We start from the raw sequence: 13,413 nt of genomic DNA, 5'->3' as shown, positions 1-13,413 counted from the left end.
TTTTTGTTCCCCATACGCGACCTTAACCCGACGAGAACCACCCCTTGGGGGGTGTATCTCATAATCGTCCTGAACGTCTTCGTTTTTATAATCGAGATACAGGCGGGGGTGCTCTCCCGCATACCCACCGAGGAAACCTACGCCTTTTTCAACAAGTTCGGCATCCTGCCCATACGCTATTCCGACCCGTCACTTTCCGCCCGTTTCACCCTCTGGGAGCAGTCGCTTCCCTTTTTCTCTTCCATCTTTATCCACGGGGGATTTTTTCACTTGCTGGGGAATATGTGGATGCTCTGGATCTTCGGCGACAACGTGGAGGAGTGGCTCGGCACGGTCAGGTTCCTCGCCTGCTATCTGGTCTGGGGGCTTTTCGCGGGGCTCATACATCTCGCCTTCAACTTCACCTCTACCCTACCCACCGTCGGGGCTTCGGGGGCCATAGCGGGCGTTCTCGGGGCGTACATGCTCAAATTCCCGAAAGCGAGGGTGCTCACCCTCGTGCCGATCTTCTTCTTTTTCCAGTTCATAGAGCTTCCCGCAGTGGTCTTTCTGGGGATATGGTTCTTTCTCCAGCTCATACAGGGCGCGGGAGGGGTCGCCGGGAACGTCGCGTGGATGGCGCACATCGGCGGGTTCGTCGCGGGGGCTGCGGCCTATTACATTTTCAGGGGCGAAAAGGGTTCTTCGGTACGATGAAGAGAGAAAGTGCGAAACTTCTGGTCTGCGACAACGGCGGGAATATCTACGACCATCACGAGCTTTCGATGACGGGACAATCCGGCGCTTCGTGGGTGAGGGTAGACGAGGAGGAGCTTATCCCTCTGCCGGAGGGTACGAAAGTCTTCTTCCTACCCGGCTCGCAGGCCGTGGGATGGGACGAGGCCGCGCAAAAGCCGAAGGTTTTGAAGAACATGAGGGGCGTAACCGCCATGCTGCAGGCCGGGTACGCGAGGACGTTACTTCCGGCGGCAAGTTACCCCGGCGGCGCGCCGGACTACGGCTGCCACTCCTACCTCCCGCTCTGGGCGTACGCGGCGGTTGGCTGGCGGGAGGGGAAGATGGTCGCGGCGGCCTTCCGCGTCGATCCGATGACCCATTCCGAGACCTGCCACTACGACGACAGGGAGATCGCCCCGAGGGTGAGAAAGCGGATTAAAAAATCACCGCAAAACCGCCTTATCACGCACCTTTCCCGCTGCGCACTCGAATACCACTGCTTCGCCGCGAAGAACTTTTTCATGCAGCGGTGGGAAGCGCCGCTCCCGACGGCGATGGCCTGCAACGCCGCCTGCGTCGGCTGCATCAGCCTCCAGCCCTCCGACTGCTGCCCCGCCTCTCAGGAGCGGATAGAGTTCACCCCCACCGTCGAAGAGCTTTCCGAGGTCGCCGTCGAGCACCTCGAAGGGGTCGAGAGGGGGGTAGTCAGCTTCGGCCAGGGGTGCGAGGGAGAACCTCTCCTCGGCGGAAACCTGCTGGAGAGCGCCGTAAAGGATTTTCGCGCCAGAACGCAAAAGGGAACTGTTCATCTCAACACCAACGGGAGTCTGCCGGAGGAGCTTCTTAAAGTCGCCCGCGCCGGGCTCGATTCGGTGAGGATTTCCGCGAACTCCGCGCGGGAAACCGCCTACAACGCCTACTACAGGCCGCGCACCTACCGCTTCTCCGACGTGAGAAGGTCGCTTGAGCTTTCGGTCAAAGAGGGGCTTTACACCGCGCTCAATTACCTTATCTTCCCCGGCGTCACCGACCTGCCGGAGGAAATGGACGCCCTCTTCGAGCTTGTGAATTCGACCGGACTCCAGATGGTTCACTTCCGCAATATGTCCATCGACCCGAGGCTTTACCTCGAAAACCTCCCGAAAGACATCAAGGAGGCGAAGGGAGCGATAGGGATAAAGAACGCGGCCCTGAAACTCAAACGTGAGTTCCCGAAGCTGGACATAGGTTACTTCAACCGGCCGAAGGAAGAGTTCGGCGCGCCGCTGACTACGCTGGAGTTTCTGGAGGGCAAAGGTTCTTGATTTGATCGTCGCTCCCGCGAAAGCGGAGTAAACGTAGGTTGCGTTAGGCGAAGCCGTAACGCACCGATAATATCCTCAATCCGACCAGGCTTGGAGAAGAGAATGAACGACCCCGCTAGTGAGAAAGAAGTAAAAGAGAAGCTCAGAGAGACGTTTGACGACGTGGCTGAAGGATATGACAATCCCGCTCTGCGCTATTTCTCCGAGAGCGCGAAATATATTCCGGAATTCATGGACCTCGATGGCAATGAAAATGTGCTTGATGTCGCGACCGGCACCGGCAACGCCGCGATAGCGCTTGCTGGAGCCTTGCCGGGGGGCCACGTTACGGGAATCGATTTTTCAGAGGGGATGCTCGCGCGCGCAAAAGCCAAGATCAGGGATAGAGGCCTACGTAATATCACTCTGATCCCCATGGACATGCAGGCCCTCTATTTCCCGGACTGTTTTTTCGATGCTGCGGTATTTTCATTCAGCATCTTCTTCGTAGAAGACATGGAGCAACTGCTTTGTCATATCCTTTCAAAGGTGAAGCCGGGCGGAAAGGTGATTGTGACGAACTTTTGCGAAGGGACTTTTTCTCCGCTGGTGGATATGTTCTCTGAGCGAATCGGTAAATACGGCGTTGAGACTCCCTCGGCGTTGCGGCGCCTCTCAACCCCTGAGGAATGCATTTCACTTTTTGAAAATGCCGGGCTGGCCGATATCCGCGTCGATGTTAAAGACCTTGGCTATCATCTCGCCGATGCCGGACAATGGTGGGATGTTGTATGGAATGCGGGCCTCCGCAGACTCTTGAAGGAGCTTACTCCTGATGATCTGGAGGAGTTTAAGAAAGAACATTTGAAGGAGATACAGGAACTCTCGACAGGTGAAGGGATATGGCTTGATGTGAAAGTTTCGTACGCAATCGGGAAAAGACCGCTTTGCAGATGAAACACCCTACGGTTGGGTTCAAACCTGCACCGGAATAGCCCCAAATGCAAGGCCCGCGCAGCGACCTGCTTCGCTAAAGTTTCGGTGCGTTACGCCGCTTCGCGGCTAACACACCCCACGGTCTGAGAGCTTGCCCAAGCCGGATTATTTTGTGGAAATGACGGTAATCCGGCGCAATTGCAGAGACCCGCTTTTAAATACGGCACAGGATTTTGTCGCCGGGCGAGGAGCCCGCAGTGAGCGCGACGAAGATAGTAGCGTGACTACGTCGAGGAGCGCGAGCGAGTAGCGACCCCCGGTAAAAGATTCCGAGGGCAGGCTTCGCCCCGCGGCAAAAGCCGAAGCCGTCAGGCAAGTGACACGCCGGGGGCGTAAAGGATGCGCTGGACAAAGAGTTACTTCTTCTCCTTGTGGCACATATAACATTTAACGTGGTCCAACATCAGCTTCCCCTCCCTGTTGAGGTGGTCGGGAAGGACTTTGGGTGCGCCTTCGGTTCCCTCGATGTGGCATGAGGGGCAGCGCTCGAACTGCCTGGGGTTCTCGTGGGTCTTGTCGTTCGGCGTTTTCTTGGTGGTTTCGGGGGGCGCGTTCCAGAGAACTATCAAAATCAGGGCGCAAAGCGCGATAAAACCGATGTTTAACCACTTTTTCATCTAAAAACCTCTTTTAAGGTAAGGAGGCTGTTAAAAAACGTCGAGCAAATCTCTGGTGCGTTACGGCTTCGCCTAACGCACCCTACTTTAATCAGTGTGCAGCTTCTTCCACTGGTTCGCGAATCTCTCAAGTCTGGAGACCACCCTCGCATTCAGCGTTCCTTCGGGGTAATCGCCGAATTCGTTGGCGGTGCCGGGGGTCATGCCGGTGAGTATCTCAAGCCCTTCGTCCACGGTCGAGACCGAGTATATATGAAACTTCCCTTCGTTTACGGCTTTTACGACCTCTTCGTCAAGCATGAGGTTCTGGACGTTGGCCTGCGGGATCATCACCCCCTGCGTTCCGGTGAGCCCTTTAGCCTTGCAGGTGTTGAAGAATCCCTCGATTTTGAGGTTTACCCCGCCGATGGCCTGTATCTGCCCCATCTGGTTTACCGACCCCGTGACGGCTATATCCTGCCGGAGGGGGATGTCGGTGATGGCGGAGATCAGGGCGTAAAGTTCGGTGGAGGAGGCGCTGTCGCCCTCCACGCCGCCGTAGGACTGCTCGAAGCAGATGCTTGCGCCGAAGGTGGGCGGTACACGCTGCGCGTACCTGGCACCGAAGAACCCCTGGAGTATCAGCACGCCTTTGTTGTGGATTCTGCCTCCCAGCTCGGATTCGCGCTCAATATTTATGACGCCCTCCTTGCCGAGGAAGACTCTCGCCGTCACCCTTGAGGGCTTGCCGAAGGCGTAGTCTCCCATGTCGTAGACGGAGAGGCCGTTGACCTGGCCTACAACCGTACCTTCGGTGTCGATGAGGATGGAGCCGTCGGTAATCATCTCGCCGAGGAGTTTTTCAAGGTAGTCGCTGCGGTATTTAATCTGGTCGAGTGCCTTTTTGACGTGCGTCTCGTCTACGACGCTCTGCCCGGCTATTTTGGCCCAGTGGCTCGCTTCGCGCACCAGGTCGCAGAGACCCAGAAAGTGGGTCGCCAGTTTTTTCTGATGTTCCGCCATGCGGAAACCTTCTTCGACGAAGTAGGCTACGGCCTTCCGGCTGAAGTGGATGAGACCTTCCCGGGCGCACTGGTTGGCTACGAGGTAGGCGTAGCACATCCTGTTGTCGTCGGTGTCCTCCATCTCGCTAACGAACTCGCCCTTGACCTTGAAGAGCTTGTGAAAATCCTCGTCGTACTGCTGGAGGAGGTAGTATATCCACTGCGTTCCGAGGAGGACGACCTTGGTCCTTATGGGAATCGGCTCGGGCCGGAGGGTGGTGGTGGAGATGAGGCGGTACTGCTCGCCGATCTCCTCCATCCGTATCTCCTGATCCTTTAAAATCCGCTTCATAGCCTCGTAGGCGAAGGGATTAAGGAGGACCTCGCGGGCGCTGAGGACGAGAAAGCCGCCGTTGGCGCGGTGGAAGGCCCCGGCCTTTATCTGCGTATAATCAGTGAAAAAGGTGCCGTACTGCGCCCTGTACTCCATCCTGCCGAGGAGGTTGTGATGGTTGGGGTTGGATTCAAAGACGACCGGAGCGTGTTCAAGCCCCTTGTTGTTGACGAGAAGATTGACCTTGTAGCGCTTAACCAGTTCGCCCGGCCCCTCGTCTCTGGGGAAGAAGGGGAGGAGGGGGATTGGCGGCCCGTCGCGGCTGTCGGTCCGGAATCTGGCGATGTTTTCGAGAACGTCCTTTTTCAGGGCCTGAAGGTACTGGATGACGCGGGGGAAACCTTTGTATTTGTCTTCGAGCAGAAAGAACTCCTGTCCGACGGCGGACATCGCGTAGCGGTTGTCGAGTTCTTTCAGGCTTTCCTGCATCTGCTGGTCGATCTCTTTTACGAGATTTATCGTCTCGCGCAGTTTCTCCTGCAATATGTCGCGGGATCTCTGGATGACCCCCTTTTCTTCGTCCGTGAGTTTCTCGAAATCGTCCGGGCTCAGAGGCTCGTTGTCCTTGCCGTAAATGAGGGCCAGACCCTCCGCGCTTCTCTGTACGATGAAGCTGTGGACGTTGGCCAGTTCTTCGAGAGACTGGAAAGCCTCGTTCTTGGCCTCCTGGTTTTTCCTGAAGACCTCTTCCTTTTCTTTTATGTACAGCTCGTTCTGGAAGACCTTGGGTATCTCTTCGATCAGCCATTGAACGAGGTGCGCCACGCCGTCGCGGAACTCCTCGCCGAGTCCGGGAGTCAGCGCTATGGCCCTGGGCTTTTCCTCTTCTTCAAAATTGAAGACGTAAACCCAGTCGTCGGGAACGGCACCCTTTTTCGCGAATTCTTCTATGACGCCGGTAGCCGTGGTCTGCTTGCCGGCTCCGGGGGGGCCGAAGAGGAAGACGTTGTAGCCGTGGCTTTCTACGTCGAGGCCGAAATTGAGGGCGGAAAGCACGCGGTCTTGCCCGAGGGGTTTCCAGAGCTGGGGGAGTTCCGCGGTAGTTTCAAAACCGAAGGAATCGGGCGGTACCTTCTTCCTTAGCAAATCCTGCTGCACAGGGTTCTTCATTTTTCCTCCACTTGTTGTTTTTTCATTCTACATCCTTGCGGGAACGTTTCAAAGGAGGCGGTGACCCGCCACTCATTTTCTGCTAATCTTTTTAAAATTTTAAGGGGATTGATGAATTGCATGTAAACCGCTTTGCAGTGAGAAACCTCAGACTCGCGCCCGGCTCCGGAAAAAGAGAACTTCTGGAAGCGGCCGCGGGGCGTCTGTCCGTTTCACCCGGAAAAGTCCTTTCCCTTTCGATACTGAAAAGGTCGATGGACGCCAGAGGGAGAAGGCCCCCGGTTTACGAGTACTCCGTGGTTCTGGAGGTGGACGGCGAACTAAAGGTACAGGAGTCGGCAGCCGAGGTTTCGCGCTACGAGGGCGAGGAGTGGGCCGTAAGGCCGGTAACAACCCTTCCACGCCATCCTCCGCTTGTCGTCGGGGCGGGGCCCGCCGGTCTCTTTGCGGCGCTACGCCTCTGCGAATACGGATTGAGGCCTGTAATCCTCGAACAGGGGAAGATTGTCCGCGAGCGGATGGCTGACGTAGCGGCGTACTGGAGGAAGGGGATTTTAAACCCCTTGAGCAACGTGCAGTTCGGCGAAGGGGGGGCGGGGGCCTTTTCCGACGGCAAGCTCACCACGAGGGTGAAGGACTTCCGGAAGGAGTGGGTCCTCCGGCGGCTCGTCGAGGCCGGGGGTGGCGAAGAGATTCTCTTCGACTCCAGGCCTCACCTCGGCACCGACAGGCTGCGCCGGATAATCGCCAACGTCAGGGAGTATCTGACGAAGAGGGGCGCGGTTTTTTTCTTCGGGAGAAGAGCCCGGGAACTCATAATTGAAGAGAACCGCGTCAGGGGAATAATCACCGAAGAAGGCGAGCTTCCGGCCGGGGCGGTCTTTCTGGCCACAGGCCACAGCTCCCGCGAACTCTACCGGGCGCTCGGAAAGCAGGGGGTGGACCTTCAGGCCAAGGGTTTCGCCGTCGGCGTCAGGGTCGAGCTTCCGCAGGAGCTTGTTAATTCGCAGCAGTACGGCAGGTGGGCCGGTTACCCCGGTCTTTCGCCCGCCGAGTTCTCAATCAAGGCTCGTTCGGGCGACGGGAGGGGCGTATATTCCTTCTGCATGTGCCCGGGCGGGACGGTCATACCCGCCGGAGCCGAACCGGGCGGCGTTGTGGTCAACGGCATGAGCGGGGCGATGCGCTCCGGCAAAAACGCCAACGCCGCGCTGGTGGTGGAGACGAGGCCGGAGGATTTCGGGGGGGATCCCCTGAAGGGGCTGGATTTTCAGCGGCGCTGGGAGAAGAGGGGGTATGAACTGGCGGGTGAGATGGCTCTGCCCTCTCAGACCGTGGCGGCGTTTCTCGGAAAAGGGAGCGGACCTGAGGTGCATTCCAATTGCCCGTGGCCTCTGAAAAAGGCCGATCTTTCGGAGTGCCTGCCCCGGTTCGCCTCTACGGCCCTTCGTGACGCCCTGCCCGCGCTTATCGCCCAGTTACCGCCGCTGGCGGGTGGTAACCTTATCGGCGTCGAAACGAGAACCTCCAGCCCGGTGCGCATCCTTCGGGACGGGGAGATGAGGTCCCTGACCTTTAAAAATCTCTATCCGGTAGGCGAGGGGGCGGGTTACGCGGGAGGAATTGTAAGCGCGGCGATAGACGGGGCAAGGGCGGTGGACCACTGGGCGGCAGAATCCGGCGGAAAGGTTTCGAGAGTTTAATTCCATGAAGTCATTGAAATTTGTTTTCCTTGCGATGCTGGCGATTTTGCCTGCGGAAACTTACGCCGGGGTGAAAATTCTCGCGCCCGTCGCCGGTTACGTGAGCGGCTCGGAATACCTCTGGGTGGTTGTCGAGTCCGGCAAACCCCCGCTCGTCGAAGTTGACAACGTGAAAGCCAAAGGGAGTTTCACCGGGGAGGGAAAAATTCGCCACCTGAGAGTGGGCGGGATTTCCCCTTCGGGCTCGGTTTTAAAGGTGGACGGGCAGAAGGTGGAGGTTTCCTTCAAAAAGGGCTCTCCGTACAAGGGAGAACCCCTTTTTCACGATTCTTTCGCGAAAAACTGCGGCGAGTGCCACGAGGCGGAAGGCTCCTGCAGGGATTGCCACAAGAGTTACGGAACGGGAAAGCACGGAAAACCGGATTTCGCCAAAAAGTGCTCCTCCTGTCACAAAGCGGGCATGCCTTCGAGCGAAGAGACCGTAAAACTTTGCGCAGGTTGCCATGAGAAGTATTCTTTATCGAAACACCCGAAGCTGCGCCACCCGGTCACCTCTAAAAACGACCCTTCGAGGCCGGGAAGGCGCATGGACTGCGTTTCCTGCCACGATCCGCACGGGCCCAGGGATCTTTCCGGCGGTGACGGCAAAGAGTGGTGCAAGGAATGCCATGCAAATCCGTGAGCTTGAAATCAGGAAGCCGGAGTTTCCCCTATGAGCGGTAAACTGAGGGACGACCCGGAAAAATTCGGCGGTGACGACGGTATACCGGAGGAGACCGAAAGGGAGTATTCGCCTTCCGACGAGGAGGAGATAGCCGAACCCGTCGCCATTGAGCCGGAGGTTCTTGAAGCGGCCGACGTTGATTTTTTCGAGACCGATCTGGAGGAGCCGTCACACGGCAAGGGGCTCATAACCGCCGAGGGCGGAAGGGCCGACCCTCTTTCCCAGTACCTCAGGGAGATCGGAAGGCACTCGCTCCTGACTCACGAGGAGGAGGAAGAGCTGTCCACCCGCTACCACACCCAGGGCGACCTGGAGGCGGCTTATCGGCTCGTCGTCTCCAACCTGCGCCTCGTGGTCAAGATAGCCTACGAATTTCGGCGCAACATAAGTAACCTCCTCGACCTGATACAGGAAGGAAACATCGGCCTTATGCGGGCCGTAGAGAAGTTCGACCCGGCAAGGGGCGTCAAGCTCAGTTCCTACGCGGCGTGGTGGATTCGCGCCTACATGATCCGCTACATTCTCAACAACTGGTCGCTGGTGAAGATAGGGACAACCCAGAACCAGCGAAGGCTCTTTTTCAACCTTAAAAAAGAAAAAGAGGCCCTTGAGGCCGAGGGATTCCGCCCTGAGCCGAAGCTTCTCGCCTCCCGGCTCGGCGTGAAGGAGCAGGAGGTCATCGAAATGTCGATGAGGCTCTCGGGCTCTGACGTTTCTCTCGACGCCCCGGTTGACGAAGAGGGGACGACTTCGAGGATGGACCTTTTGCCCGACGAAGCCCCTTCCTCCTTCAGCGAGCTGGAAAACGAGGAACTCCGCAAGGTTATAAACGAAAAGCTGATGGGGTTTCGAGAGACGCTCGAAGCGCGCGACAGGATTATTTTCGACAAAAGGCTCATGGCGGAAGACCCCGAGACCCTGCGCGAGATAGGCGACCGCTTCGGCGTCTCCCGCGAGCGGATACGCCAGATGGAAAACGACCTTAAAAAGCGCCTCAAGGAGTACCTGAAAGATATGCCGGAGCTTTCGGATGTCGTTGAATCCATCGAACGATAGGGGCTGGACGCCCGTTCCCGGCGAGGTTCTTTCCGTCACCGGGCTGATCTCTCTGGTCAGGGCTCTTACGGAGAACACCTTTCACGATGTCTGGCTTGAGGGCGAGATATCGGATCTTCGCATCCCCGCCTCCGGCCACGCCTACTTCAATCTAAGCGACAAAAACGCGCAGCTTCGCGCCGTCTGTTTCCGCTCCGCGCTCCGTCTTCTCGATCACCCTCCTAAAAACGGCATGGCCGTGCTGGCGAGGGGCCGACTTTCCGTCTACGAACAGAGGGGCGACCTCCAGCTAATCGTGGAGCACATGTCGCCGGTGGGCGAGGGGCTACTTCGCCTTCAACTCGAAGCGCTGAAGAAGAAACTCCAGTCGGAGGGGCTTTTCGCCGAAGAGCGAAAGCGCCCTCTTCCGGCGATGCCGAGGGCGGTGGCGGTCGTCACTTCGCCAACCGGCGCGGCGGTGCGCGACATACTGCACGTTTTAAAGCGGCGCGCTCCCTGGCTCGACGTATACGTCTGCCCGGCGCGGGTGCAGGGGGAAAAGGCCCCGGAGGAGATTGTAAGAGCCCTTGAAGACGCGCAGGAACGGGAAGCGGTCGAACTCGTCATCGTCGGGAGGGGAGGCGGCGCGGGGGAGGACCTTTCCGCCTTCAACGACGAGAGGGTCGTCCGCGCCGTAGCGGGGTGCCGGGTTCCCGTAATCTCCGCAGTCGGCCACGAGACGGATTTTACCCTGACGGATTTCGCCGCCGACAAACGCGCCCCGACCCCCTCGGCCGCCGCAGAGCTGGCGGCAAGGGAATCCTCCCACTGGCTGGCACTACTGGCCCGTTCGGAACTCTCCCTGGCCTCTTCGATGAGGGCGCTGACGGCGGAACTTCGTGAAAAGCTCACTTCTCTCGACCCATACAGGTCCGAGCCCGGCCGCGTCATAGAGCGAAGGCGGCTGCGGGTTGACAGACTCATGGAGACCGCTTCCGGCGCTCTCGCCCGGAACTTCGCGGGGCTAAAGGAGAGGTTTTACGAAGCCCGGAGGGAGTTGGGAACCATCTCGCCCGAGCTTCGCCTCGCCGGGGCTTCCTCGCGTCTCTGCGCTCTGGAGGCAAGACTTCATATCTCTCTTGAACGGGGGTTCTCCTCCAGAAAGAGCAACTTGTCTCTCCTTAGCGGGTCGCTTGACAAGCTCAGCCCCTCGGCGGTCCTGAAGAGGGGGTATGCCGTGGTTGTCGACAGGAGTGGAAAGATAGTCACCGACGCCGCCAGTCAGTCGCCGGGAGACGAGGTCGAGGTGAGCTTTGCGCGGGGGTCGCTCGGGTGCAGGGTGGTCAGGGTGGACGGGACGTAAGCCATTTACCGTGTTGACAAATTAAGGCGGGATACTAGCTTTAAATTGACGGTATTGTAAAAACGCCTTAACTTTCCCGGGGTGCGGTATGGAAAAGAGCAAAAGATTCGAGGTTCTCAGGCGCTCGATGGTGAAAGAGCAGATCGAGGCGAGGGGAGTGCGCGACAAACTCGTGCTTTCCGCCTTCAAAGTCCTCCCGAGACATCTTTTCGTGCCCGAGGACCTTCAGGATTCCGCCTACGACGATGCTCCCCTGCCCATAGGCGGCGGGCAGACCATATCGCAGCCGTATATAGTCGCGCTCATGAGCGAGGCGCTGGATGTCTCCAGCGGAGACAAGGTGCTGGAAGTGGGAACCGGCTCCGGCTATCAGGCGGGGATACTCGCCGCTATGGGCTGCAAGGTCTATTCGATAGAAAAAGACCCGGTGCTCTCCAAAAAGGCCGAGAAGGCGCTTGCCTCGTGCGGTCTGGGGGAAGAGGTTAAGTTCTTCGTGGGCGACGGAACCCTCGGGCTCCCGGAATTCGCCCCCTACGACGCCATAATAGTCACCGCCGGAGCCCCTTCGGTGCCCCCGGCCCTGAAAGAGCAGCTCAGGCCCGAAGAAGGCGTTCTGGTTATACCGGTAGGAACTATGGGCTCCCAGGAGCTTTTGAAAATCGTCAGGGAGGGGGATTTGTACAGGCAAATCAGCCTCGGCGGCGTTCGCTTCGTCCCCTTGACGGGTGAGAGAGGCTGGTGAACATGAGACGGGCGCTTCTAGTCATCGACATGCTGAACGATTTCACCGACAAAAACGCCCCTCTTTACGTCCCCGACAACTGGATAATAATGCCGGAGGTCAAAAGGAATATTCTTAGCGCCAGATCGCGGGGAGAGCCGGTGATATACGTTTGCGACTCCCACGCCATCAACGACCCTGAATTTCACCGCTGGCCGCCCCACGCCGTCGGCGGAACGAAGGGGGCGCAGATTGTCGGTGAACTGGAACCCGAAAACGAAGATATAATCGTCAAGAAGACCACCTATTCCTCTTTCTGGAAGACGGAGCTGGACAAAAAGCTGGAGGAGTTGGAAATTGGAACGGTCAGGCTGACGGGATGCCTTACCAACATCTGCGTCATGTACACGGCTTTTGAATGCACTGTGAGGGGCTTTTGCGTCGAGGTTGTGAGGGACGCCGTAGCCGGGATAGACAAGACAGACCACGAATGGGCGCTAAAGCACATGGAAACCGTACTCGGGGCAAGGATTATATGAGCGCGAAAAAGAAAGGAAGTTTCCTCAACGTCGTCTCCGAAGAGGAGATAGTCTCGGGGGTCGTCACCGACGTTTATTTCGAGCGAACGAAGGATATCCTGAAAAAAAAGGGAATCTCAAAGCGGGTCCGCGCCGAGATAATGACCAAAGGGTTTCCCGAGGACTGGGAGTGGGCGGTCTTCGCCGGACTGGACGAGGCGATGGGGCTTCTGGAGGCCCTTCGCGCAAGGGGGGCGGACCTTAAAATCCGTACGATTCCCGAGGGCTCCTTTTTCAGGCCCTGGGACACCGTGCTCGAAATCGAAGGCCCCTACGAGGACTTTTGCCTGTACGAGACGGTCCTGCTCGGGTTTTTGTGTCAGGCGACCGGAATAGCTACGATGGCGGCGAGGTGCAGGCTGGCGGCGGCGGAGAAGATTCTGCTCTCCTTCGGCGCGAGGAGGATGCACCCGGCGATATCGCCGATGATAGACAGGAGCGCCTTTCTCGGAGGTTTCGACGGCATAAGCGTCATCTCCTCCGCCCAGAGGCTCGGCGTCCCCCCGATGGGTACGATGCCTCACGCGCTCATACTGGTCATGGGAGACACCGTCGAGGCGACCCTCGCCTTCAAGGAGTATTTCGGCGACAAGGCCAAGGTAATCAGCCTCATCGACACCTTCAACGACGAGAAGTTTGAAGCCATGCGGGTAGCCGAAGCCCTCGGAAAAGAGCTCGCCGGGATACGGCTCGACACCCCCGGAAGCAGAAGGGGCGATTTCGAGAGGATAATCCGCGAGGTAAGGTGGGAGCTCAACCTTCGCGGCCACACTAACGTCGGCGTCTACGTCTCGGGCGGCCTCGGAGAGTACGATATCTACAAGCTGGAGCCTCTCGTGGACGGCTTCGGCCTCGGAACCGCTCTTTCTTCCGCGCGCACCGTGGATTTCGCCATGGATATCGTCGAGGTCGATGGAAAGCCGCTGGCGAAGCGGGGCAAGAACTCCGGCGCGAAGGATCTTTTCGCCTGCCCCGAGTGCCACGCCACGAAGACCACCGCAATGGGCAAAAAACCCTTCGGCTTCTGCGTCTGCGGAGGCCTCTGGAAAAAGCTTACCGAGGAGGCGGTTCCCGGAGAGTACGACACCAGCGTGGAGGCCGCGAGAAGGCGCGTCATACGGGCTCTCGCCGCCCTGCGGGCTTGACCGCCCGCCCCGCCGCTGCTACGATCCGAAGAACCGCTCCGACA

At 58.3% G+C, this 13,413-nt stretch carries 12 protein-coding genes; 10 read left to right on the top strand and 2 right to left on the bottom strand.

The window, feature by feature from the left end; translation table 11 throughout:
• Positions 1-3: 3 nt before the first annotated feature.
• The 3 genes from EPN96_11870 to EPN96_11860 all read left to right on the top strand — a co-directional run bounded on the left by EPN96_11870 (position 4) and on the right by EPN96_11860 (position 2,957).
• On the top strand, positions 4-696 hold the full coding sequence (locus EPN96_11870) for a rhomboid family intramembrane serine protease (protein ID TAL15668.1): 693 nt from the start codon (positions 4-6) through the stop codon (positions 694-696).
• Positions 693-2,021 (top strand): radical SAM protein, encoded by a 1,329-nt coding sequence (locus EPN96_11865; GenBank protein ID TAL15667.1) that lies wholly within the window; start codon positions 693-695, stop codon positions 2,019-2,021. Before EPN96_11870 ends, EPN96_11865 begins: the two co-directional genes overlap by 4 nt.
• A gap of 102 nt (positions 2,022-2,123) precedes the next feature.
• Positions 2,124-2,957, top strand: a complete 834-nt coding sequence (locus EPN96_11860) for a methyltransferase domain-containing protein (protein ID TAL15666.1) — start codon at positions 2,124-2,126, stop codon at positions 2,955-2,957.
• Between the two features lie 395 nt (positions 2,958-3,352).
• On the opposite strand, the gene EPN96_11855 is transcribed toward EPN96_11860, so the two are convergent.
• Both EPN96_11855 and EPN96_11850 read right to left on the bottom strand, forming a co-directional pair.
• A complete protein-coding gene (locus tag EPN96_11855) occupies positions 3,353-3,613 on the bottom strand; it encodes a hypothetical protein (GenBank protein TAL15665.1) in 261 nt (86 codons plus the stop codon).
• Between the two features lie 87 nt (positions 3,614-3,700).
• Positions 3,701-6,100, bottom strand: coding sequence for an ATP-dependent protease (locus EPN96_11850; protein TAL15664.1), 2,400 nt, complete (start codon positions 6,098-6,100; stop codon positions 3,701-3,703).
• A gap of 137 nt (positions 6,101-6,237) precedes the next feature.
• On the opposite strand from EPN96_11850, the gene EPN96_11845 reads away from it, so the two are divergent.
• From EPN96_11845 to EPN96_11815, 7 genes are all read left to right on the top strand, one after another.
• Complete coding sequence (locus EPN96_11845; protein ID TAL15663.1) at positions 6,238-7,803, top strand: hypothetical protein; 1,566 nt, start codon at positions 6,238-6,240, stop codon at positions 7,801-7,803.
• A 4-nt stretch (positions 7,804-7,807) separates the two neighbouring features.
• Positions 7,808-8,485, top strand: coding sequence for a hypothetical protein (locus tag EPN96_11840; protein TAL15662.1), 678 nt, complete (start codon positions 7,808-7,810; stop codon positions 8,483-8,485).
• Between the two features lie 30 nt (positions 8,486-8,515).
• On the top strand, positions 8,516-9,583 hold the full coding sequence (locus EPN96_11835; GenBank protein ID TAL15661.1) for a sigma-70 family RNA polymerase sigma factor: 1,068 nt from the start codon (positions 8,516-8,518) through the stop codon (positions 9,581-9,583).
• Positions 9,558-10,925: an exodeoxyribonuclease VII large subunit gene (gene xseA, locus EPN96_11830; GenBank protein TAL15660.1), complete on the top strand. Its 1,368-nt coding sequence runs from the start codon at positions 9,558-9,560 to the stop codon at positions 10,923-10,925. Before EPN96_11835 ends, xseA begins: the two co-directional genes overlap by 26 nt.
• Before the next feature lie 88 nt (positions 10,926-11,013).
• Positions 11,014-11,667, top strand: coding sequence for a protein-L-isoaspartate(D-aspartate) O-methyltransferase (locus tag EPN96_11825; GenBank protein ID TAL15659.1), 654 nt, complete (start codon positions 11,014-11,016; stop codon positions 11,665-11,667).
• Positions 11,664-12,185 carry a cysteine hydrolase gene (locus tag EPN96_11820; protein TAL15658.1) on the top strand — a complete coding sequence of 174 codons (522 nt, stop codon included), beginning with the start codon at positions 11,664-11,666 and terminating at the stop codon, positions 12,183-12,185. Before EPN96_11825 ends, EPN96_11820 begins: the two co-directional genes overlap by 4 nt.
• Positions 12,182-13,369 (top strand): nicotinate phosphoribosyltransferase, encoded by a 1,188-nt coding sequence (locus EPN96_11815; GenBank protein TAL15657.1) that lies wholly within the window; start codon positions 12,182-12,184, stop codon positions 13,367-13,369. The genes EPN96_11820 and EPN96_11815 overlap by 4 nt, the downstream gene beginning before the upstream one ends.
• Positions 13,370-13,413: the final 44 nt, after the last annotated feature.

Source organism: bacterium (genome assembly GCA_004322275.1).
GTDB lineage: Bacteria > Desulfobacterota > Deferrisomatia > Deferrisomatales > BM512 > SCTA01.
Note: the sequence above shows the minus strand (reverse complement) of the source record. Positions and strands in the feature narration are given on the sequence as shown.